Source organism: Rhodococcus sp. SMB37 (genome assembly GCF_004345605.1).
Taxonomy (GTDB): domain Bacteria; phylum Actinomycetota; class Actinomycetes; order Mycobacteriales; family Mycobacteriaceae; genus Rhodococcus.
Map to the genome: position 1 here is coordinate 66,724 of NZ_SLVY01000016.1, position 20,732 is coordinate 87,455.

Below are 20,732 nucleotides of genomic sequence, written 5' to 3' on the forward strand. Positions count from 1 at the left end.
GCGCCGGTTCGACGAACAGTGCTAGCGGACGACCCTCGCCCAGATACTCGTCCAGGTCCGAGTGTGCGACACCGTCGTTTGCTCGAGCCGCACCTGCTTGCCGCCGGGATAGGAGAACAGGGGTGTGCCGTCGCCGAGGAAGATCGGCACGATGTTCGCCATCACCTCGTCGAGTTCGCCGATCTCGAGACATTGGCGTGCGACGTCGGCGCCGAGGATGCCGACGTACTTGTCGCCGGCCGCGGCCTTGGCGGCTGCGAGTCCGGATTCGAGATCGTGGACGACGGTCACTCCCGGCTCCGGCGTGATCGACGGATGGTGGGTGAGCAGAAAGTAGGGGCCGTCCCAGGTCCCGCCGAAGGCGCCCTCGTTCTCGGTGCCGCGGTTGGGGTCGTCCCCTCGGTGGGTGCGATTGCCGACCAGTAGCGCACCGATATCGGCCGCGAGTTCGTCGGTCTCCTCGTCGGGTTCGAAGAACGGCTTCATCCACGACATGTCGCCGCCCGGTCCGGCGATGAAACCGTCCAGCGACATAGTCGCCGAGTACAACACCTTGGCCATGGTTCTCCCTCGTCGAGTGGACGTTGTCCCCAGTATCGACTTCAGGAGCGGGTAATAATCATCGTCCTGGCCTCATACACCTAGGCATTCTGCGCGCGACCCCGCCCGATCACCTCCGCACGCCGATCCGCGACCCGGTCGGGAGTGAACGTCTCCAACCACGCCCGCGACGTCTGCTTCTCGGCCTGCAGGGCCGGGCCGACGATGTGCTCCTCGGCCCGGCGGTACGACGCGAGCAGCGTGCGCACGCCGGGCTGATCGTTGCCGGCGATCGTTTCCGCAAGCGCGAGTGCGGTGTTCATGAGGGCGTCGTGCTCGACGACCTCGGTGACCAGACCGGCTCGCAGTGCTGCTTCGGCATCGACGAAGTTCCCCGACAAGCTCATGCGCCGCGCGAACCCGCGTCCCACCGCTGCGGGCAGCCGCGACGTGAGGCCCCACCCGGGGAGTACACCGACGCGGGCGTGAGTGTCGGCGAATCGTGCTCGCTCCGAGGCGATGAGGATGTCGCACGCGAGTGCGAGTTCGAGGCCGCCGGTGATCGCGGCGCCGTTGATCGCGCCGATGATCGGCTTCGACAGCGGCAGCCACGGATGCCCGACGGGAATGCTCTCGTCCTCGACCTTCAGGAGGGTGTTGCCACCCGATCCGAGTTCCTGCAGATCGAGGCCCGCGCAGAAGGCGGGGTCGGAGCCAGTGAGGATGACGACGCTGGTCTGCTCGTCGGCGTCCGCGGCGGCGAGCTCCGCGCGAAGTGTGTCGATGAGAGCCGAGCTGAGTGCGTTGCGCTGCTGCGGGCGGTTGAACGTGAGAACTCGGACGGGTCCGCGCTGGTCGACGAGCAGGATCGATTCCGTCACGAATTCTCCTCAGTGTTCTCGGGTGCGAGCCGTTCTCCGGCGTGAGCCGAACTCTGTCTACCCGACTCGTGGCGTTCGGCGCCATCGGGTCCGGGCAGCTCGCGCAGCACCTCCAACACCCGGTGGACGGCGGGTGCGAGGTTGTCCCGTCGCCACGCGAGCGCGATCGGGAGCACCGGGCCGCCGTCGAGTGGGATGTAGTGCACGCCGTCCACGGTGATGTGCGCGGTCGACGCGACGACGACCGCAATCCCGACACCCGCGCCGACGAGCGCCAGAAGGCTGTACGGATCGGGGGCTTCGCGGGCGATGGTCGGTGCGAAACCCGCCGACGCGCACACAGTGAAGGTGGCATCGCGCACGAGTGAGCCGTGCGCGGCGGGATAGACCACCAGCCGCTCACCTGCGAGATCGGTGGGTTCGAGGGTGCCGCGCTCGGCGAGTCGATGCCCGGTCGGTACCGCGACCATCAGGGATTCGTGTCGCACGGTCTCGGTGGCGAAGTCGTCGGAGACGGGAAGTCCGACGATGCCCATGTCGAGCAGTCCTTGGGCGACGAGATCGAGTACCTCCCCCGAATAGGTCTGCGGGCGTAGATCGAGTTCGATGCCGGGATGGCGATCTGCGAGCGCGCGGGTCAGTTCGGACAGCACGGTGTAGCCGCTCGCGCCGCCGAATCCGACGCTGACCACTCCGGTCTCTCCCGCTGCCGTCGACCGCACGACCGCGCGTGCCACTTGGACCTGTGCGGCGATCACCCGCGCGGGGGCCAATAGCGCGGTGCCTGCGGCGGTGAGCTGCACCGATCTGGTGGTGCGCTCGAACAATCGGGCGCCGAGCTCGCGTTCGAGGGCGCGGATCATCTGGCTGAGTGGCGACTGTGCGATGTGCAGTCGTTCTGCGGCGCGTCCGAAATGCAGTTCCTCGGCGACCGCGAGGAATGCCTGCAGATGACGGAATTCCATATTGCCCTCAACTCAGTGGAATATCCACATAATCATGTCGGATTAGGTCTTGGACTTTACACGGTGGGCCACCGATAGTGATACACGCCTCATTCATTCGCGGACATGGCCCGCACGACACGCCCCGGAGTGCATCGTGAATCCAACCCCAGAGCACACCGCGCACGACACCAAGGCTGCGCGCCGCGCCGGCGTCACCGCCTTCGTCGGCACCACGATCGAGTGGTTCGACTTCTACATCTACGGCACGGCGTCCGCACTGGTGCTGGGCAAGCTGTTCTTCCCCGACGTCTCCCCGGCAATCGGCACGCTGGCCGCATTCGCGACATTCGCCGTCGGGTTCATCGCACGACCACTTGGCGGCATCGTCTTCGGACACTTCGGCGACAAGTTCGGACGTAAGAACGCCGTCATCACCACCCTCGCGATCATGGGCATCGGAACCGTCGGTGTGGGCCTGCTGCCGACCTACGCCCAGATCGGTATCTGGGCGCCCATCCTCCTGGTCCTGTTGCGCGTACTGCAGGGCATCGCGATGGGCGGGGAATGGGGAGGTGCCGTCCTCATCGCCACGGAATTTGCCCCACCACGCAAGAAAGTGCTCTACGGCGCGTTCGCGCAGCAAGGTTCGCCTGTGGGCAATCTCCTTGCGACAGTGGCCTTCCTCGGCCTGACCGCGATGTCCGATGCCGCCTTCGAAGGCTGGGGTTGGCGAATCCCGTTCGTTGCCTCCGCCGCACTGGTCGTCGTGGCCCTCTACATCCGGCTGCGGATCCAGGAAACCCCCGAGATGAAGGCGGCAGTCGAGTCCCAGGAGAAGAAGCGGCTTCCGCTCGCGGAGGTACTCAGCACGCACAAGACGGTCTTGCTGCTCGGCGTCGGTGCGGTGGTCGCAGGTGTGGCGATCACCTACGTCAAAACGACCTTCGCGCTGGCCTGGGCCACGACGGATCTCGGATTCGACCGAGGCGACTTCCTGCTCGTCATCACAGTTGCGCTGGTCGCGCAGGTCATCGTGCAGCCGTTCGGTGCCATCCTCGCAACCAGGATCGATGTGCGTCGAGCAGTGCTGTGGATGCTGATCCCCGAACTCGTCGTCCTGCCGCTGATGTTCGTACTCATCCAGACCGGCTCGCTCACCTGGGCGATCATCGGCATGGTCCTCGCGACGGCGCCGCACGCGATGTACTACGCGGCGCTGGCCGGCATCCTCGCGCAGGTGTTCCCCACCCACATTCGTTACACGGGGATCTCGCTGTCGTACCAGCTGTCGACGGCGATCTTCGCGGGCACCGCTCCGATGGTCAGCCAATTCCTGCTCAATCGCACCGGCTCGATCTGGCCCGTCGTCGGACTCGGGCTCGGATACGTCCTGCTCTCGATGATCTGCATGACCGCGCTTCTGCGTCGATCGGCCACCGCCTCCGGTGGCGACGCCGAGCCTGCGGACCCCGCACCCGCCCGCGCCCCCGCTGCCACGCACTGACTTCCGCCGAGAACACACTGCCGAAAGGACGACAATGAACTACGCACACGAGGACCCCGCACTCCGGGCAGTGCTGGACCGGTGGATCGACGAACCCGACCGCGAACTCACCGAGCGTCTCCTCGACCGCTTGGGTGCCGACGCCGCACAGCGACTCGACGGCCTCGCCGCCACCGCGAACGCGAACCCCCCGACCCTGCGCCAGTACGACTGCGATGGCGAGCGCATCGACACCATCGACTACCACCCCGCATATCTGGATCTGTGCCGCGCCGCGTACTCGGAATACGGGCTCTCCGCCCTGTCGCATCGCCCCGTCCACGGCTGGACCGACGTGCCGCCGCACCTCGTCAAGTACCTTGCGTCGTACCTGTTCGTGCAGGCCGAGTTCGGGCTGGCCTGCCCGGTGTCGATGACCGACGCCGCCGCCCGCACGCTGCGCATGTTCGGCGATCCCGACGTGTTCGGCCCTTACATCGACGGGCTGACATCGACCGATCCGGCCGCCGCGCTGACCGGCGCGATGTTCATGACCGAGACGCAGGCCGGAACCGATATCGCGCAGACCGAGACCCGCGCCGAGCGCGACGGCACCGGATGGCGCCTGACGGGACGCAAATGGTTCGCATCCAACCCCGACGCCGACGTCATCGTCACACTCGCCCGTTTCCCGGGCGGCGCCGGGAACTCCACCCGCGGTGTGGGAATGTTCATGGTGCCCAAGCGACTTCCCGACGGGACCCGAAACTCGTACACGATCGACCGTCTCAAGGACAAACTCGGCACCCGCTCGATGCCCAGCGGCGAAGTCACACTGCACGGCGCCTACGCGCTGCAGGTCGGCGAACTCGACCGCGGCTTCCGGCAGATGACAGAGATGCTCAACACCTCCCGGCTCTCCAACGCGATGCGCTCGAGCGCACTCATGCGCCGCGCCGTGCGGGACGCGGTGGCGCACACACGGGTTCGCGAAGTATTCGGAAAGTCCCTGTTCGACCAGCCGCTCATGCGCGCGACACTGCTGCCGCTCGCCCTCGACGCCGAGGCAGCGCTCACGCTCGTCGCGTACAGCGGAGCCACCCTCGACCGCGCCGATCGCGGCGACGACGTCGCCCGCAGCATCGTCCGGATCCTCACCCCCGTCGCGAAGCACTACATATGCAAGCGGGCACGCACCGTCACCGGCGAGGCGATGGAGGTACGCGGCGGCAGCGGCTACATCGAGGACCGGGTGTTCGCGCGGCTCGTCCGCGACTCGCACCTCGGATCGATCTGGGAGGGCTCGAGCAACGTCATCGCCCTCGACGTGCTGCGTTCCATGCGTAAGAACGGCGCGCACCGCGACCTGGCGGCCGCAATGCGGACGATGCTCGACGCAGCCTCCGAGGAATGCGCGCCGGCCGTCGCCGACCTGCGCGAACGGTGGGATGTGATCGAAGAGCGCGGCGAGGAACTGCTCGCCGGCGACGACGTGCGCGCCCAGACCTTGTGCGCCGCCTACACCGACGACCTGGCCCGCGCGGTGATGGCCACCCTGCTCGTCGACCTCGCGTCGCACAGCGCCGAGCACGGTCGCGGGCACCGGTCGCTGCTCGTCGCCAACGCCTATCTCACCGGGCTCCGCGGCGAACCGAACGCCGTTGCGCTCGCACACCTCGACGTCGTCGTCGACGGCACCCACATCGACCCGTCCCTCGCGCACGCCGCGGCACCGGACACACTGGCAGGAGCCCTGAAATGACCGAGAACCCGATCACCGGACCCGCCCCGCTCACCGGCGTCAAAGTTGTGGATCTGTCGAAGATCCTCGCCGGGCCCTACGCGACGATGTCGTTCGCCGATCTCGGTGCCGAGGTCACCAAGGTCGAGCACCCCGAAGGCGGCGATCCGACGCGGATGTGGGGCCCGCCCTTCGTCGGCGACGACGCCACCTACTATCTCGCGGTCAACCGCGGCAAGAAGTCGGTGACCCTCGACCTGAAATCGGAGGAAGGGCAGCGGATCGTCCACCGGATGCTCGAGGACGCCGACGTCGTCGTCGAGAACTTCAAGCCGGGCAGCGGACTGCAGAGGATCTTCGACTACCGCGCACTGTCGGAACGGCATCCGCACCTCGTCGTCCTGCACATTTCCGCGTTCGGCGACGAAGGGCCCCTGTCCGACCAGCCGGGCTACGACATGGTCGCCCAGGCAGCGGGCGGGCTGATGTCGCTGACCGGCGAACCCGGCGGCGCACCCATGAAGTCCGGTTACGCGATGGGTGACCTCGGTGCGGCGCTGTTCGGTGTGATCGGTGTGCTCGCGGCGCTGGTCGAACGCGGCCGAACCGGACGCGGGCAGTACGTCACCACCTCGCTGTTCGAATGCCAGCTCGCGATGCACGTCAACTGGGCTACCAACTATTTCGCAACGAAGAAGCGCCCGCACGCTCTCGGCTCAGCGCATCCCAATCTCGCTCCCTACCAGGCATATCCGGCCAGCGACGGCTACTTCGTCGTCGCGGTCGGCAACGATTCTCTGTGGGACGACCTGTGCAAGGCGATGGGTCGCGCCGAACTCGCGACCGACCCACGGTTCCTCCGCAACCGAGACCGCATCGAGCACCGGGACGATCTCGAACAGGTGCTCACCGAGGTGTTCGCCGCGAACACCGTCGAGTACTGGTGCCGGGTGCTCGAGGAACACGCTGTGCCTGTCTCACCGATCCGGCACCTCGACGAGATCTACGACGACCCGCACACCGCCGCGATCGGCATGATCGGCACCGTCGATCACGCGTCGGGTCCGCTCGAACAGATCGCGTTCCCCGTCAACTTCGGCGGAGTGCGACCCAGGCTGCGCTCGGCGCCACCGGCGCACGGCGAGCACACCGACGACGTGCTGGAGAAGTACCGCGCCGTCTCCGTCTGACATTTGTCACGGTGATCTTGTGACAGCCGGGGATCGCGTCGCGCCCCGTGAACCACAAGACTTCCGATCATGGAACACACAGAGGTCGCAGCCATCGAGCTGCTCGACGTCGTCAAGAGTTTCCGACCCCGAGGCGGCGACGAGGTGCGCGCCGTCGACCACCTCGACCTGACCGTGCAGCGCGGCGAAGTCGTCGCGCTGCTCGGCCCCAACGGCGCCGGGAAGACCACCACCCTCGACATGGTGCTGGGCTTCACCGAACCCACCGCGGGGGTGGTGTCGGTGTTCGGGAAACCGCCACGACACGCCATCGCCGCAGGCCAGGTATCTGCGGTGCTCCAGACCGGTGGGCTGCTGCGCGACCTCACCGTCCGCGAGACCGTTCAGATGATCGCGTCTACGTTTCCCGAGCACCGCGACGTCGACGAGGTCCTCGAACGGGCCGGGGTCACCGCACTCGCGGGCCGGATGGTGTCGAAATGCTCCGGTGGTGAACAGCAGCGGCTGCGTTTCGCCCTTGCGCTGCTACCCGACCCCGACCTGATCGTCCTCGACGAACCGACCGCAGGGATGGACGTCGGAGCCCGCCGCGACTTCTGGTCGACCATGCACGCCGAGGCCGACGCCGGACGCACCGTCGTCTTCGCCACCCACTACCTCGAAGAAGCCGACTCCTTCGCCGACCGCATCGTCATGATCGCCGACGGACGCGTCGTCGCCGACGGTCCGACATCCGAGATCCGTGCGTTCGCTGCGGGACGGATCGTCGCCGCCGACATCGGCCACGGACACGAAGACACGGTGCGCGCGGCGCTGGCGTCGCGCCCCGGTGTCGCCGACATCTCCGTGATGGGCAACCGGATCGAGATCAGGGCAACGGATTCCGACGAGGTGGCCCGCACACTACTCGTCGACCTCGGTGCCACAAATCTCGAAATCACCGGTGGTTCACTCGAAACCGCGTTCCTCACACTCACCGAGAAGGTGTCGGCATGACCACTACATTCATCCGCCTCGAATTGCGCCGCAAGTTCCGCGATTACGTGAGCGTCTTCTTCATCGCGATCCTGCCCGCATTCTTCTACATCATCTTCGGTGCGTCGCAGTCGTACGCATCCGAGTCGGCCGGCCACGGCAACGTCGCCATGTACATCATGATTTCGATGGCCGCGTACGGCGCCGTCACCGCGACCACCGGCATCGGCGGGATGGCCGCGGTCGAGCGCATGCAGGGATGGGGACGTCAACTCGGTCTGACGCCGCTGACAGACGCCGGGTTCGTCGCGATGAAGGCGACCGTCGCGCTGGTGTTCGCCGCGATCCCCATCGCTCTGATCTTCATCCTCGGTGTGTTCACAGGAGCGTCGGGGGAGTGGAGCGCCTGGATTCTGAGCTCGATCGCCGTGCTCGTCGGAGCGGCCGTGTTCTCCGTCTACGGACTGATGTTCGGCCTGGCATTCCGATCGGAGGCCGCTGTCGGCGCCGCGAGCGGCAGCCTGGTGGTCCTCGCGTTCCTCGGCAACATCTTCATCCCGCTGTCGGGCACCATGCTTGCCATCGCGAAGTTCACCCCGCTCTACGGCTACGTGGCACTCGCCCGGTATCCGCTGACCGAAGGCGTCCTGATCGACAGCAGCGGCAACCCCCTGCCTGCCGAGCCGCTGTGGGTACCGATGCTTAACTTGTCGGTGTGGGCAGTGATCTTCGTGATTCTCTCGACATACCTGGTGAAGCGAGGGCGGGGACGGCAGTGACAGGGGGATGACAGTGACAGGCAAGCGACCGACAGACCCCCCAGGGGAAGACCCGTGGATCCGGTTCGGATGGTTCATGGCAACCGTCTGGCTCCTGTTCCTGATCTACCCGCTGGCCGAGGTGCTGACCACGGGATCGGCACTCGGCAAGACCCTCGGCACGGTCGGTATCGCCGCATTCGCAGTCGTCTACGTCCACGGATTTCGTGCGCTCTACAAGGAGCTTGCGCCCTCACGGATCGCGGCGATCCACCTGCCGCTGCTCGTCCTCTTGATCTGCGCAGTGGGCCTGCACATCGGTCCGGGTGCACTGGGCATGGGTGCGTTCGTCGTGTCATTTGCGATGTTCACGCTGACGTTCGTGCCCAGGATGATCGTCCTCGCTGTCGTCACCACCGCATGCCTTCTGGTGCCGTGGTTCAACGGCACCCTTCGTGACGACTTCTTCTACACGCTGATCGTGGTGCTGGTGGGCGCGATCACCGCGGTGATCCGCACCGTCGGGGACCGCGACGACGAATACAACGCACTGCGCAACGAACTCGTGATCGCCGACGAGCGCGACCGGGTCGCCCGCGACGTGCACGACGTCCTCGGACACAGCCTCACCGCGGTCACCGTGAAAGCGGAACTCGCCGAACGCCTCATCGACATCGACCCGGAACGCGCCAAAGCGGAACTCGCCGCGATCCGCGCGCTCACCCGCGAAGCCCTGGGCGAAGTGCGGGCCACCGTCACCGGGCTGCGTGTCGCGCGGCTCGCCGACGAACTCGACCGCGCTCGCACCGCACTCGACGACGCCGGCATCCGCGTCGAACTGCGCGGCGACGCGTCGGTCGTCGACCCCCGATACCGTCTCGTGCTCGGCTGGGTGCTGCGGGAAGCGGTCACCAACGTGGTCCGGCACAGCAACGCCCTCACCTGCGTGATCGACCTCGGCGGAGAATCGTTGAACGTCGTCGACGACGGTGTGGGCATCGACGGCAGCCGCGACGGCAACGGCCTGCGAGGGCTCCGCGACCGGGTTCGTTCGACCGGGGGGAAATTCACACTCGGCGCAGGGCCCGACGGCGCAGGCACAGACCTGAAAGTGGTGTTCGGATGATTCGCGTATTGCTGGCCGACGACCAGGCCCTCGTCCGCGGTGCGCTGGCAGCGTTGCTCGGCCTCGAAGGCGACCTCGACGTCGTCGCCGAAGTGGGGCGAGGCGACGAAGTTCTCGACGCGGCACGGTCGAGCAACGCCGAGGTGTGCCTGCTCGACATCGAAATGCCGGGACTCGACGGTATCGAGGTGGCCGGGAAACTCGCCCGCGAGCTCCCCGACGTGCGGTCGCTGATCGTCACCACCTTCGGCCGCCCCGGCTACCTGCGCTCCGCGCTCGAAGCGGGTGCGTCGGGGTTCGTCGTCAAAGACACCCCCGCCACCGAACTCGCCGAAGCGGTGAGGCGAGTTCGGCGAGGCGAACGTGTCGTGGATCCGGCTCTGGCCGCCGAGTCCATCGCCGGAGGCAACAATCCTCTCACCGACCGCGAGCGGGACGTGCTGCGCGCGGCGTTGGACGGTGTGCCCGTCGCCGCCATCGCATCCGCTGTGCACTTGTCGCAGGGGACGGTGCGCAACTACCTGTCGTCGGCGATCGGGAAGACAGGAACGGCGACGAGGGTCGAAGCGGCCCGTCGAGCCCAGCAGAACGGGTGGATCTGAGCCGGATCGCTAGGTGTTGCGTCCGCCGTTGACGCCGATGATCTGGCCGGTGATGTAGCTCGCGCCGTCGCTGGCGAGGAACGAGGTGGTCGCGGCGATGTCCTCCGCCGTCCCGACACGGCCCACCGGTGTGCGCGCGATCTGGTCTTCCACCGAGATCAGGCCCTGACCTGCGTGGTCGCGCATCATCGGGGTGTCGATGAATCCCGGCGGAATCGTGTTGACGGTGATGCCGTGCTTCGAGAATTCGAGCGCGAGCGACTTCGTCAGGCCGATCACCGCCGACTTCGAGGACACGTACGCCGACATTCCCGCCACACCGCTGTGTGCACTCGACGACGAGATATTGACGATTCGGCCCCACCCGGTGTCGATCATGTGCGGCAGCACAGCCTGGCAGCAGTCGAACGTACCCGTGAGGTTGACGGCGTGCACCGTGTCCCATACCTCGCGGGTGACCTCGAGGGCCGGGCCGGCGATGGTGACGCCTGCGCTGTTGACGAGGATCTGGGGGACGCCCAGCCGGGTCTTCACCTCATCGACACCGGCGTCGATGGCGGCGCGGTCGGTCACATCGACCGGCACCCCGATGGCGGTTCCGCCCTCTGACTCGATCTGCGCGGCAGCCGCTTTCGCGCTGTCGCCGTCGCGGTCGAACAGGGCCACCGGGTTGCCGTCGGCGGCGAGCCGGCGACCGATGGCCAGTCCGATGCCGGAGCCTCCGCCGGTGACGATTGCTATCCGGGACTTCTGTGATGCAGTCATGTTCCCACTTTCGCTGAGTTCTCGCGTGATTGAATCCGTCGGTGTAGCAGGATGTTCAAAGCAGCCTGGCGGCGTTCTCTCCCTCCCAGATCGCATTGAAGATCCGCCGCGGGGCGTGCGCGTCGCCGACGAGATGGACATCGATGGCGCTACCTTCGAGGTCGCGGGCCAGCTGGTCGTCGGCGGCGTTGCCGTCGATCAGCACCACGGCGTCGATGTCCGTCAGCGTCGAGGTCTCGGAGGTGAACACGTCGGTGAGGGTGACGGTGTCGCCGTCGATCGCCGCGACCTCCACGTGCGGAGTGAACGTGACCCCGGCACGACGCAATCGGCCGAACGCGAAGGGCAGGTCGTGGGCGTCGGCGAAGGCGTGCCCGAGCTGTGGATACTGCGAAACGATGTGCACGGGGTGACGCCGCGCCACCAGGTACTCGGCGGTGATGAAGGCATGCCGGTCGCCGGTGTCGTCGGCGACGAGGATGCGGCGGGGGAGTTCGGCGCGACCGCTCAGAACCTCCTCCGGCGTGTACACATTCCACTGGTCCGATCCGGGCAGCGAACCGCCACTCCACAGGTCGGGGCGACGCGCGGTCCACCCGTGCCGCACGGGCGACGACCCGGTCGCGATCACCGCGGCGTCGAATCTGCCCGTGAGCTCCTTCGCTGTCACGCGGTGACCGAGCTCGATCTTGACGCCTGCATCGTCGAGCTGCGTTGCGAGCCAGTCGGTGACTCCCGACCATTCCCGATACGGCTCGGCGGCGGCGATCCACCGTACCTGCCCACCGAGTTCGGAATCCTGCTCGAAAAGGGTGACCACATGACCCAATTCGTGGGCTGTCAACGCGGCGCGCAATCCTGCCGGGCCACCGCCCACGACCGCGACGGTGCGGCGCGACCTCGAGCGGGTGTCGTCGCCGTCGAACTCCCTCTCGCGACCCACTTTCGGATTGTGGATGCACGAGAGCGGACCGCGCGCGAACGACGCGACGCACCAGTTCGATCCGATGCACGGGCGGATCGAATCCGGTTCGCCTCGCTGGGCTTTCGCCGGCCACATCGGGTCGGCGATGAGCTGACGGGCCATGCCGACGAACTGCGCCTGGCCGGTGGCGAGAACGTCCTCTGCCATCTCGGGGGTGGTGATGCGCCCGACGGCCATCACGGGCACCGAGACAGCGCGGGTGATGGCCGCGGTATCGGCGAGTTCGTATCCGGCGGGGCGCGCCGTCGACGTTCCGTAGATCTGCATGCGGTCCAGATACGTGCCCTGGCTGGTCGAGATGTAGTCGATGCCGTCGCCATCGATGACTTCCGCGATCCGGACCCAGTCGGCGTTGGTGAGGCCGCCTGGCATGCCGCCGTCGTTGCTGTTGATCCGGATGCCGAGAATCCGATCCTCGGGTACAACGCGCCGGACCTCGTCGACGATCCGCCGCACGATCCGAATCCGGTTCCCGAAGGAACCTCCATATTCGTCGCGACGGTGATTGGTTGCCGGCGAAAGGAATTGACCCAGAAGGTAACCGTGAGCGAGGCCGTGCACCTCGATCCCGTCGACGCCGCCCTCGATCGCGTACTTCGCGGCCCGTGCATAATGCTCCACCAGTTCATCGATCTCGCGGTGGTTCATCTCGTGCGGGATCTCGCGGTAGACGGTGTCGGGTATCGCGCTCGGCGCCCACGTCGGCAGGCGCGAGATGATGCCGTCGGTCTGGCGTCCCCGATGCCAGAGTTGCGCCAGCAGCAGTGTTCCGTGCGGGTGGACCGCGTCGGCGACCTTCCGGTAGCTGTCGACGACGGCCTCGTCGTAGGCGTGGATCACACCGCGCCGGGGCTGGGTTGTCGGGTGTACGGCCATCGCTTCCATGGTGATCACACCGACACCGCCGCGGGCGCGTGTCGCGTAGTAGTCGGCGCTCGCATCGGCGAACGTGCCGTCGGTGGAGAACTCGGTGGCGTGGGCCGTCATCCAGATACGGTTGCGGGCCGTGCGCGGCCCGAGCGCGATCGGGGAGAACAGGGTGGGGTAGGCGTGCATGGTCAGTGCAGCTCCAGTAGCTGCCCGTAACCCTCGACGCGATCGGTGATCCCGTTGCTGCGCAGCGCATGCCAGTAAGTAGCGGTGTTCACGGCGATCACCGGGAGACCGAGTCGTTGTTCGGCCTCGGCGGCGTAGCGGCCGGCGCACATGTTGGCGCCGAACTGGACGATCGCGCGCGGGCGGGTCGCGGCGAGATCGATGAATCCGCGTTCGACGGTCTCCCTCGCGATGTGTGCGATGCCCACCGCGCTGGGGGCGCGCAGGTGGATGGCGTCGTGCAGCTGGTAGCCGCAGGTCTCGACGAACGTCTTCAGGTGGCCTTCGGACACCGGCTGGTAGGGGGTGAGCAGTGCGATGGGTCCGTCGTCGACCCCGACGGCGCTCAGCGCGGCAGGGATCGCTTCGCCGGCGTGGATGAGACGCAGGTCGTCGCCGAACTTGTCGCGGAGTCGCTGCTGGATCGCTTCGCCGGCCTTCGGGTCGCCGTAGACCGATTCGATCGAGACGCCTAGGACGACGCAGTCGGGTTTGCAGGTCAGGACACGTTCCACGGCGTCGTCGACCCCGCGGTCGATGTCGCGGACGAGTTCCTCGAAGTCGTCGTCGTCGGAGGTGACGCGGTCGGGGATGTGGATGCGGCCGATGTGGTTGGTGACACCGCGGGGGCGCATGTCGTCGTATTCGGGTTGGACGATGGTGTTCACCGAGGGCGTGACCACTCCGAGTTTGAGTCTGTAGCCCAGCGCGTCGGTCATCCCGATCTCCCGTATGTCGTCGAATGAGCGCCTACCGCACGTGCCGCCCATTCCTGCATACACTCCCGAGGTCTATCCTCGCAAGGATTGAATGTATAGATGAAAACCCTTATATTGCAAAAAGTTCCCTTCACGATGCTGGTATCCGAGCTGTGCGATGGAAGGTGAGTTCCCGATGGCCACGCTGACCGCGCGCCGATTGACCGACACTGTGGGGGCCGAGCTCGTCGATGTCGACGTGCACCGGCTCCTCCACGACGACGACCTGCCGCGCGAGTGCGCGGAGGCCCTCGAGCAGTACGGTGTGCTGCTCCTGCGAGGGCTTCCCATCGACGACGACGTGCAGGTCGAGTTCTGCCGCAGGCTCGGGGAGGTGGTGCAGTTTCCCAAGTACGAGAACCCGAACGTCATGGTGATCAGCTTCGACCCGGCGAATCCCAACGTGAACTACTTCCCGAGCAACGACCACTGGCATTTCGACGGGTCGATGGACGATATACCCGCGAAGGCCGTCACCCTGAGCGCGCGCGTCCTCGCGAGCGACGGGGGAGAGACCGAATTCGCGAGTACCTACGCTGCCTACGACGCCCTCTCCGACGACGAGAAGGAGCACTTCGCGGAACTGCAGGTGGTGCACACGTTCGAGGCGATCCAACGCCTCAGCTATCCGAACCCGACGCCGGAACAGCTCGAGGACTGGGCGAAGTGGCCGCAGCGCGAACATCCGCTGGTCTGGGAGCACCGTTCGGGCAGGCGGTCGCTGGTGTTCGGACACAGCGCCTCTCACATCGTGGGGATGGATTTCGACGAGGGGCGGGCACTGCTCGACGATCTGATCGGTCGCGCCACCAGTCCTGAGCGCGTGCTGCGGCACGAGTGGCAGGTGGGTGACCTCGTCATCTGGGACAACCTCGGACTGCTGCATCGCGCCTGCCCGTTCGACCGCTCCGAAGCACGTCGTATGCATCGCACGACCCTGGCCGGCGACGAGCCCATCACGAGCCTGCGCCAGGCGACGGTTGGGGCCTGAGATGCAACTCGACGGCAGAACCGCTGTGGTCACGGGTGCCGGTTCCGGGATCGGCAAGTCGATCGCGCACAGATTTGCTGCGGAGGGCGCGAACGTGGTGTGCGTGAGCGTCACCGGACGCGCCATCGACGTGGCCGACGAGATCGGCGACAACGCCATCGGAATCAAGGCGGACATCAGCAGCGAACCAGACGTCGTGCGCATGATCGCGACGACGGAGGACGTGTTCGGCCGGGTCGATGTGCTGGTGAACAATGCCGGGTTCGGCGGGCCGATGAAGCCGCTCCACGAGCAGTCGCTCGACGACTGGGATCAGGTCCACGATGTGAACCTGCGCGGTGCGTTCCTGTGCATGAAGTACGGGATCCGGTCGATGCTGAACACCGGTGGCGGTTCCATCGTCAACATCTCTTCGATGACCGCGATGGTCGGATTCAAACACCACGGCGTGTACGGGGCGGCGAAGGCAGGCGTCAACCAGCTGACCAAGACCGCTGCGCTCGACTATGCGGACGAGAACATCCGGGTCAACGCGGTATGCCCGGGAACCGTGTGGACCGGTCTCGTGGCTCTCTCGAAAGACCATCCGACGCCCCCGCCGGGCGTCAACCGGGTGCCCGGAATCCCGATGGACCGCTGGGGCGAACCCGACGAGATTGCCTCGGCCGCTTTGTTCTTCGCGAGCGACTGCTCGTCGTACGTCACCGGCGTTCTGATGCCGGCCGACGGCGGGTACTCGGTCGGATTCTCCGGCATGGGCGCCGAGAAACCGGGTCGGCACACGGCTTGACCTGCGGTCAGGACGGGGGACGACGCACCGGCCCGAACCCGGCCAGCGCACGCAACCGCACCCAGTCGACAGGAGGCGGCGACGGCCGGGTGCCCGGACGCTCCCGAGGCACCCGCACCCGTAGCGCGCCGGGTTCGATCGTGCATCGCACCGGGGTGGTCAGCAGGAGAGATTCGCCGTCCACCCCCACCGAGATCTCGGGGGCGTCGGCATCGATGATCGCCTCGGGTGTCTCGTGCTGGGTCAGGCCACGCGCGTGGGTTCGTCGCAGCAGCGAGACGGCCTGACCGGTACCGGTGACCGACACCGTCACGACGCCGAGCAGACCCCGGTCGAGCCGATCCCTACGATTCATACCCGCGAGGTCGCTTCCGCCGTATCGGTTATTGCTCACCAGTACCGCCTGCGGGGAGCGGACGGTGATGTCGCCGATCTGCGCGACCAGGTTCGGACCGGACTGTCCGGCAAGCAGATCCGGAAGCATCTTCAGCACTGTCCGGGTCTTGTCGTCACGGTAGGCGGGGCTGCGCACCACCTCTGCGTACACACCGAACGACGCGTTGTTGACGAACGCCCGCCCGTTGATCCGCCCGAGATCGATACGGATGTCGACACCGTCGCGGAGTGCATCGAGGCACCGCGCGGGATCGTCGCGATCGAGCCCGAGATCCATCGCGAAGTGATTGCGTGTGCCCGCGCTGATCACCATGAACGGCACCCGGGTTTCGGCGGCGATCGCAGCGACACGTGCCTGCGTCCCGTCGCCGCCGGCCACGCCGAGCAGATCCGCGCCGTCCAAGACCGCCCGGCGGGCGAGTTCGTCGATGTCGGCGAAGTTCGTCTCGTCGAGCAGAACTACTTCGGCACCGAGCTTTTCGGCCTTGTGCTGCAGATCGAATCTCGCGACCTTCCCGCCCCCGGATCGCGGATTCATGATGAGGAACGGGCGACTCGGTGGTGTCGTGGGAATCTCCAGCATCACCTCGGCAGATTTCCTGCGCCGCAACGCCGCGCGACCACAGACCGTCGCGAGGATAGCGAGGATCAGCGACGCGATCACCACCGCGAGCAGATGGGCCCGCACGAAGAACACGAACACCGTCAGCGGCGCCAGCACCGCCACGGCAAGCGCTGCCCAGCGCAGGGGGGCACGGCCGGCGAGAAACCAGTACAGGGCAGCCACGCAGACCACCACGCCGCCGACCCCGATGAGGAGTATCCCCATCGTGCTCAGAAGCCCGGCGAACAGCAGGGGAACGACGACGGTGAGCAGCGCGAAGGCGAAGGCGGCGCGCGCCCACCAGCGTCGGCCGGGTGTGGCGTCCTCGACGGTCAGAGCTTCGGGCATGCCGGTCCACCTCTCGAACGCGGGTGATCTCACGGTAGTTACCCGAATCCTGGGTTACGTCGGAATTGCGCCGTTCTCCCGTCGAATGTTCCACGAAGGCGCACACTGAAACCTGTCCTATCCCTTTCGAGACGGGAACAGTCATGTCCCACGATCCGGATACCAAGCAGGCTGTCGCCAAGGGAACCGCGTTCGGCGCAGCAATTCTCCTCGTCACCGTCGGTGTCCTGCAGATCTTCCAGGGCATCGCGGCGATTGCCAAGGACGAGGTGTTCGTCACCGGCATCGAGTACATCTACAAGTTCGATTTCACCACGTGGGGATGGATCCACCTGATCCTCGGCATCCTCGTCACGTTGACCGGCCTGGTTCTGTTCACAGGCGCTACCTGGGCGAGGTTCGCGGCGATCTGCATCCTCGCGCTCTCGATCGTCGCCAACTTCCTGTGGCTGCCGTACTACCCGTGGTGGTCGATCCTGATCATCGCTGTCGACATCGTCGTCATCTGGGCGATCGTGACGTGGAATCCCGAGCGGGTCTGATGGAAGCGAGTGGCGATGTCCGCGTCCGGTGTGATTGCGCATCCGACCCGTGAACAACGAGCGGAGCGTGGTCGCGCGGCTCGGAATGTGACGCCGCTGGAGGCGCTCGCCGAAGTCGACACGGGTTCGGCGCGCGACCCGATCGGGTTGCTCGAGCAGCAGGCGAAGTCGCGGGTGCCGGAACTCGTGCCGGTGCGGTACGGGCGGATGTCGTCGTCGCCCTTCCCGTTCTATCGGGGCGCGGCACTGGTGATGGCCGACGACCTGTCGCGTACCCCGAACTCCGGTCTGTACACGCAGTTGTGCGGCGACGCGCATCTGAGTAATTTCGGGATCTTCGCGACCCCGGAACGCAAGCTGGCGTTCGACGTCAACGATTTCGACGAGACCTACCCCGGCCCGTTCGAATGGGACGTCAAGCGGTTGGTGGCGAGCCTGGCCGTAGCGGGGCTGGAGAACGGGTACAGCGGCAAGCAGGTCAAACGGATCACGCGGGCGTGCGCGGCGGAGTACCGGGAGACGATGCTCGTCCAGGCGGAGCGCGGCAATCTTGCGGTGTGGTATTCGCACATCGAGCCGACGACCGAACTCGTCGAGCTGCGAAACGAACTCGATGCGACGATGAGGAAACGTACCCGCAAGATGCTCGAGAAGTCGAAGACCCGCGACAGCGTGCAGGCGTTGAGCAAACTTACCGAGGTCGTGAACGGAAAGCGGAAGATCATCCACAATCCGCCGCTGGTGGTCCCGTTGGAGGAAGCACTGGCCGTGGGCGACACGGCGATGTTGTACGAGGAGCTTCATCGCCGCATGCGTGCGTACCGGTCGACGCTGCAGTGGGACCGTCGGGTCCTGCTCGAAGGGTTCGAATTCGTGCAGGCGGCGCGCAAGGTGGTCGGGGTGGGGAGCGTCGGCACCCGAGCATTCATCTTCCTGCTGCTCGGTGCCGACGACGAAGACCCGCTGTTCCTGCAGGCGAAGGAAGCGCAGAAGTCGGTGCTGTCCGGATACGTCGAGGGGCCGACGTTCCAGAACGAAGGGGAGCGGGTCGTCAACGGTCAGCGGTTGATGCAGGCGACGAGCGACATCTTCCTCGGCTGGGAACAAGGGCTCGGCGTCGACGGCGTTCGGCGCGACTTCTACCTGAGACAATTGCGCGACGGCAAGGGATCAGCGGCGATCGAGGTGATGTCGCCGGCGGGGATGACACTGTACGGACGGCTGTGCGGCCGGACGCTGGCCTATGCGCATGCCCGCGGTGGCGACCGCATCGCCATAGCCGAGTACCTCGGATCGGGCACTGAATTCGACGAATCGATGATGGCCTTCGCGAAGACGTACGCAGCGCGCAACGTCAAGGACCACGCGCTGCTGGTCGACGCGATCGATCAGGGGAGGATCACCGCCATGCCCGGCGTCTGACGCGCCGGCTTCCCGCGTCCTTGTCGGCTATCCGCGCGTGCGATCGTGGGTGTCGGAAGCTGGTGTGCGCGCGGGAAGGTCACCAGGGGAACCGGGACGTTGCTCATCCGCACGAATGGGGCGCGCGAAACACAGTGACGCAACGAATCCGACGACCAGCACCACGGCGGGCAGCAGAATCGACTGGGCCATCGCCGAGCTGAAACCCTCGCGGACGAATTCGGGTATCTCGCCGGACATGCCCTCCATGCCCCCGCCCTCGCCGGACAACCCGTTGGCAGCCAGGCGTGCGGTGATGAGCGCACCGATGGCCGCGCTGCCGAGGACTGCACCGACCTGCCGGGTGGTGTTGTAGATGCCGGACCCCGCGCCCGCCTGATGCGGCGGCAGATTGCGCGTCGCGGTCGCGGCGAGCGGCGACCAGATGAAGGCGTTGGCGATGCCCGTCAGCGAGATCGGCAGCAGCAGTTCCCAGATCGCGACGTCGGGTGTCATCACCAGTGCCAGCCACGCCAGCGAGACTGCGAGCATCAGGAATCCGGGTGCCGCGATGTAACGCGGATGGGTGCGGTCCACCAACTTGCCGACGAACGGGGCGAGCACACCGGACAATACGGCCATCGGCACCATCAGCAGAGCGGACCCGGTCGGGGACAGCCCACGCACACTCTGCGCGTAGAACATCAGTGGGAGCATCATCGAGGTGATCGAGAAGCCCATCGACGTGATCGCGATGTTGGCCATCGAGAAGTTGCGGTCGCGGAAGAGGACGAGGGGCAGCAGCGGCTCGTCCTTGTTGCGCGACTGGTTCCAGACGAACAGTGCGAGCAACAGGAGTCCGGACCCGATCATCAGCCAGATCCGCAGCGACCAGTCGTAGGTGTTGCCTTCCTGCAGACCGAACACCAGAAGGAACATGCCCGCGGCGCTCAGGACGACTCCGGGAATGTCGAACTTGTGCGGGTGTGTCTCGAGGGCAGGGACGTACCGCATCGCGGCGAGGAACGCGATGACACCGACGGGCACGTTGACGATGAAGATCCACTCCCATCCGAGTCCGTCGACGAGAATGCCACCGGCCAGCGGGCCGACGAGTGTCGCGACACCGGCGGTCGCGCCCCACAGTCCCATCGCGGTGCCGCGCTTGTCGGGCGGGAAGGTACGGGTGATGACGGCCATGGTCTGCGGGGTCATCATGGCTGCGCCGAAGCCCTGGAACACTCGCGCGAGGATCAGCATCTCGATGCTGCCGGACAGACCGCACCACAGTGACGCCACCGTGAACAGGGCGAGACCTGTCAGATACAGCTTCTTCGGACCGTACCGGTCGCCGAGGCGCCCGGTGATGAGCAGCGGCACCGCATACGCCAGGAGGTAGGCGCTGGTGACCCAGACGACGCTGTTGATGTCGGCGGAGAAGGCTTCGAGGATGGCCGGGTTGGCGACCGCAACGATGGTGGTGTCGACGAGGATCATGAAGAAGCCCAGGCACAACGCCCACAGTGCAGGCCAGGGCCTGGCGTAGGTGTGCTGCTGGCTCGTATCGGTCACGTGCTGTTCCTCACCGTTCGTCTCGTATCGGCCACCCGCGAGCAAGGAAGTCGTCCGAAACGATCAACGGCACCCGGCCACGGAGGCCCAGACGAATCAAGTTACACCCACCGTCGGACAACATTCCGGCGCTCGTACGAGAGGGGTTCCTACTCCGGATCCTCGAAGGGGCACCGGCGCACGGCTGTTTCAGGCGGGGATGTACATCGGCCGTTCGCTCGGTGCTTCTCACGGTTTGCCCG

19 protein-coding genes are annotated in these 20,732 nt (G+C 66.4%); 11 read left to right on the top strand and 8 right to left on the bottom strand.

The features are described from left to right. Positions 1 to 21: 21 nt before the first annotated feature. From EV641_RS22520 to EV641_RS22530, 3 genes are all read right to left on the bottom strand, one after another. Positions 22 to 561 (bottom strand): dihydrofolate reductase family protein, encoded by a 540-nt coding sequence (locus tag EV641_RS22520; RefSeq protein ID WP_132474711.1) that lies wholly within the window; start codon positions 559 to 561, stop codon positions 22 to 24. 80 nt (positions 562 to 641) lie between these two features. After that, the gene (locus EV641_RS22525) at positions 642 to 1,421 is read right to left on the bottom strand and encodes an enoyl-CoA hydratase (protein WP_132474713.1); all 780 of its coding nucleotides are present in this window, start codon (positions 1,419 to 1,421) and stop codon (positions 642 to 644) included. Then, positions 1,418 to 2,386, bottom strand: coding sequence for a LysR substrate-binding domain-containing protein (locus EV641_RS22530; protein WP_132474715.1), 969 nt, complete (start codon positions 2,384 to 2,386; stop codon positions 1,418 to 1,420). The genes EV641_RS22525 and EV641_RS22530 overlap by 4 nt, the downstream gene beginning before the upstream one ends. Before the next feature lie 136 nt (positions 2,387 to 2,522). Between EV641_RS22530 and EV641_RS22535 the strand changes: the two genes are divergently transcribed. The 7 genes from EV641_RS22535 to EV641_RS22565 all read left to right on the top strand — a co-directional run bounded on the left by EV641_RS22535 (position 2,523) and on the right by EV641_RS22565 (position 10,243). Beyond that, a complete protein-coding gene (locus EV641_RS22535) occupies positions 2,523 to 3,872 on the top strand; it encodes an MFS transporter (RefSeq protein WP_241997407.1) in 1,350 nt (449 codons plus the stop codon). Positions 3,873 to 3,906: 34 nt separating this feature from the next. Further along, positions 3,907 to 5,613 carry an acyl-CoA dehydrogenase family protein gene (locus tag EV641_RS22540; RefSeq protein ID WP_132474717.1) on the top strand — a complete coding sequence of 569 codons (1,707 nt, stop codon included), beginning with the start codon at positions 3,907 to 3,909 and terminating at the stop codon, positions 5,611 to 5,613. Next, on the top strand, positions 5,610 to 6,782 hold the full coding sequence (locus tag EV641_RS22545) for a CoA transferase (protein WP_132474719.1): 1,173 nt from the start codon (positions 5,610 to 5,612) through the stop codon (positions 6,780 to 6,782). Before EV641_RS22540 ends, EV641_RS22545 begins: the two co-directional genes overlap by 4 nt. Before the next feature lie 69 nt (positions 6,783 to 6,851). Then, on the top strand, positions 6,852 to 7,778 hold the full coding sequence (locus EV641_RS22550; protein WP_132474721.1) for an ABC transporter ATP-binding protein: 927 nt from the start codon (positions 6,852 to 6,854) through the stop codon (positions 7,776 to 7,778). Further along, on the top strand, positions 7,775 to 8,536 hold the full coding sequence (locus EV641_RS22555) for an ABC transporter permease (protein ID WP_132474723.1): 762 nt from the start codon (positions 7,775 to 7,777) through the stop codon (positions 8,534 to 8,536). Before EV641_RS22550 ends, EV641_RS22555 begins: the two co-directional genes overlap by 4 nt. Positions 8,537 to 8,612: 76 nt before the next feature. Further along, complete coding sequence (locus EV641_RS22560; RefSeq protein ID WP_199233357.1) at positions 8,613 to 9,641, top strand: sensor histidine kinase; 1,029 nt, start codon at positions 8,613 to 8,615, stop codon at positions 9,639 to 9,641. After that, on the top strand, positions 9,638 to 10,243 hold the full coding sequence (locus EV641_RS22565) for a response regulator transcription factor (protein WP_132474727.1): 606 nt from the start codon (positions 9,638 to 9,640) through the stop codon (positions 10,241 to 10,243). The genes EV641_RS22560 and EV641_RS22565 overlap by 4 nt, the downstream gene beginning before the upstream one ends. Before the next feature lie 9 nt (positions 10,244 to 10,252). Here the strand turns inward: EV641_RS22565 and EV641_RS22570 are convergent, their stop codons facing one another. Genes EV641_RS22570 through EV641_RS22580 form a run of 3 tightly spaced genes read right to left on the bottom strand, consistent with a single transcriptional unit; the run spans position 10,253 to position 13,807 of the window. Further along, positions 10,253 to 11,008, bottom strand: coding sequence for an SDR family NAD(P)-dependent oxidoreductase (locus EV641_RS22570; protein WP_132474729.1), 756 nt, complete (start codon positions 11,006 to 11,008; stop codon positions 10,253 to 10,255). Positions 11,009 to 11,063: 55 nt separating this feature from the next. Next, complete coding sequence (locus tag EV641_RS22575; RefSeq protein WP_132474731.1) at positions 11,064 to 13,049, bottom strand: FAD-dependent oxidoreductase; 1,986 nt, start codon at positions 13,047 to 13,049, stop codon at positions 11,064 to 11,066. A gap of 2 nt (positions 13,050 to 13,051) precedes the next feature. After that, positions 13,052 to 13,807: an IgiC gene (locus EV641_RS22580; RefSeq protein WP_132474733.1), complete on the bottom strand. Its 756-nt coding sequence runs from the start codon at positions 13,805 to 13,807 to the stop codon at positions 13,052 to 13,054. Between the two features lie 175 nt (positions 13,808 to 13,982). Here EV641_RS22580 and EV641_RS22585 point away from each other — a divergent pair, with 175 nt between their 5' ends. Together EV641_RS22585 and EV641_RS22590 are read left to right on the top strand one after the other, a co-directional pair. Then, positions 13,983 to 14,837 (top strand): TauD/TfdA family dioxygenase, encoded by an 855-nt coding sequence (locus tag EV641_RS22585; RefSeq protein WP_132474735.1) that lies wholly within the window; start codon positions 13,983 to 13,985, stop codon positions 14,835 to 14,837. Position 14,838: 1 nt separating this feature from the next. Next, positions 14,839 to 15,627, top strand: a complete 789-nt coding sequence (locus EV641_RS22590) for an SDR family NAD(P)-dependent oxidoreductase (protein ID WP_132474737.1) — start codon at positions 14,839 to 14,841, stop codon at positions 15,625 to 15,627. A gap of 7 nt (positions 15,628 to 15,634) precedes the next feature. Here the strand turns inward: EV641_RS22590 and EV641_RS22595 are convergent, their stop codons facing one another. Next, entirely contained in the window at positions 15,635 to 16,975 is a 1,341-nt protein-coding gene (locus EV641_RS22595) for a diacylglycerol kinase family protein (RefSeq protein WP_132474739.1), read from the bottom strand. Positions 16,976 to 17,118: 143 nt separating this feature from the next. On the opposite strand from EV641_RS22595, the gene EV641_RS22600 reads away from it, so the two are divergent. Then, a complete protein-coding gene (locus tag EV641_RS22600; RefSeq protein ID WP_054719567.1) occupies positions 17,119 to 17,517 on the top strand; it encodes a hypothetical protein in 399 nt (132 codons plus the stop codon). Between the two features lie 15 nt (positions 17,518 to 17,532). Then, positions 17,533 to 18,939, top strand: a complete 1,407-nt coding sequence (locus EV641_RS22605; RefSeq protein ID WP_132474741.1) for a DUF2252 domain-containing protein — start codon at positions 17,533 to 17,535, stop codon at positions 18,937 to 18,939. Positions 18,940 to 18,966: 27 nt separating this feature from the next. Here the strand turns inward: EV641_RS22605 and EV641_RS22610 are convergent, their stop codons facing one another. Beyond that, positions 18,967 to 20,490, bottom strand: a complete 1,524-nt coding sequence (locus EV641_RS22610; RefSeq protein ID WP_277874521.1) for an MFS transporter — start codon at positions 20,488 to 20,490, stop codon at positions 18,967 to 18,969. Between the last annotated feature and the right edge of the window lie 242 nt (positions 20,491 to 20,732).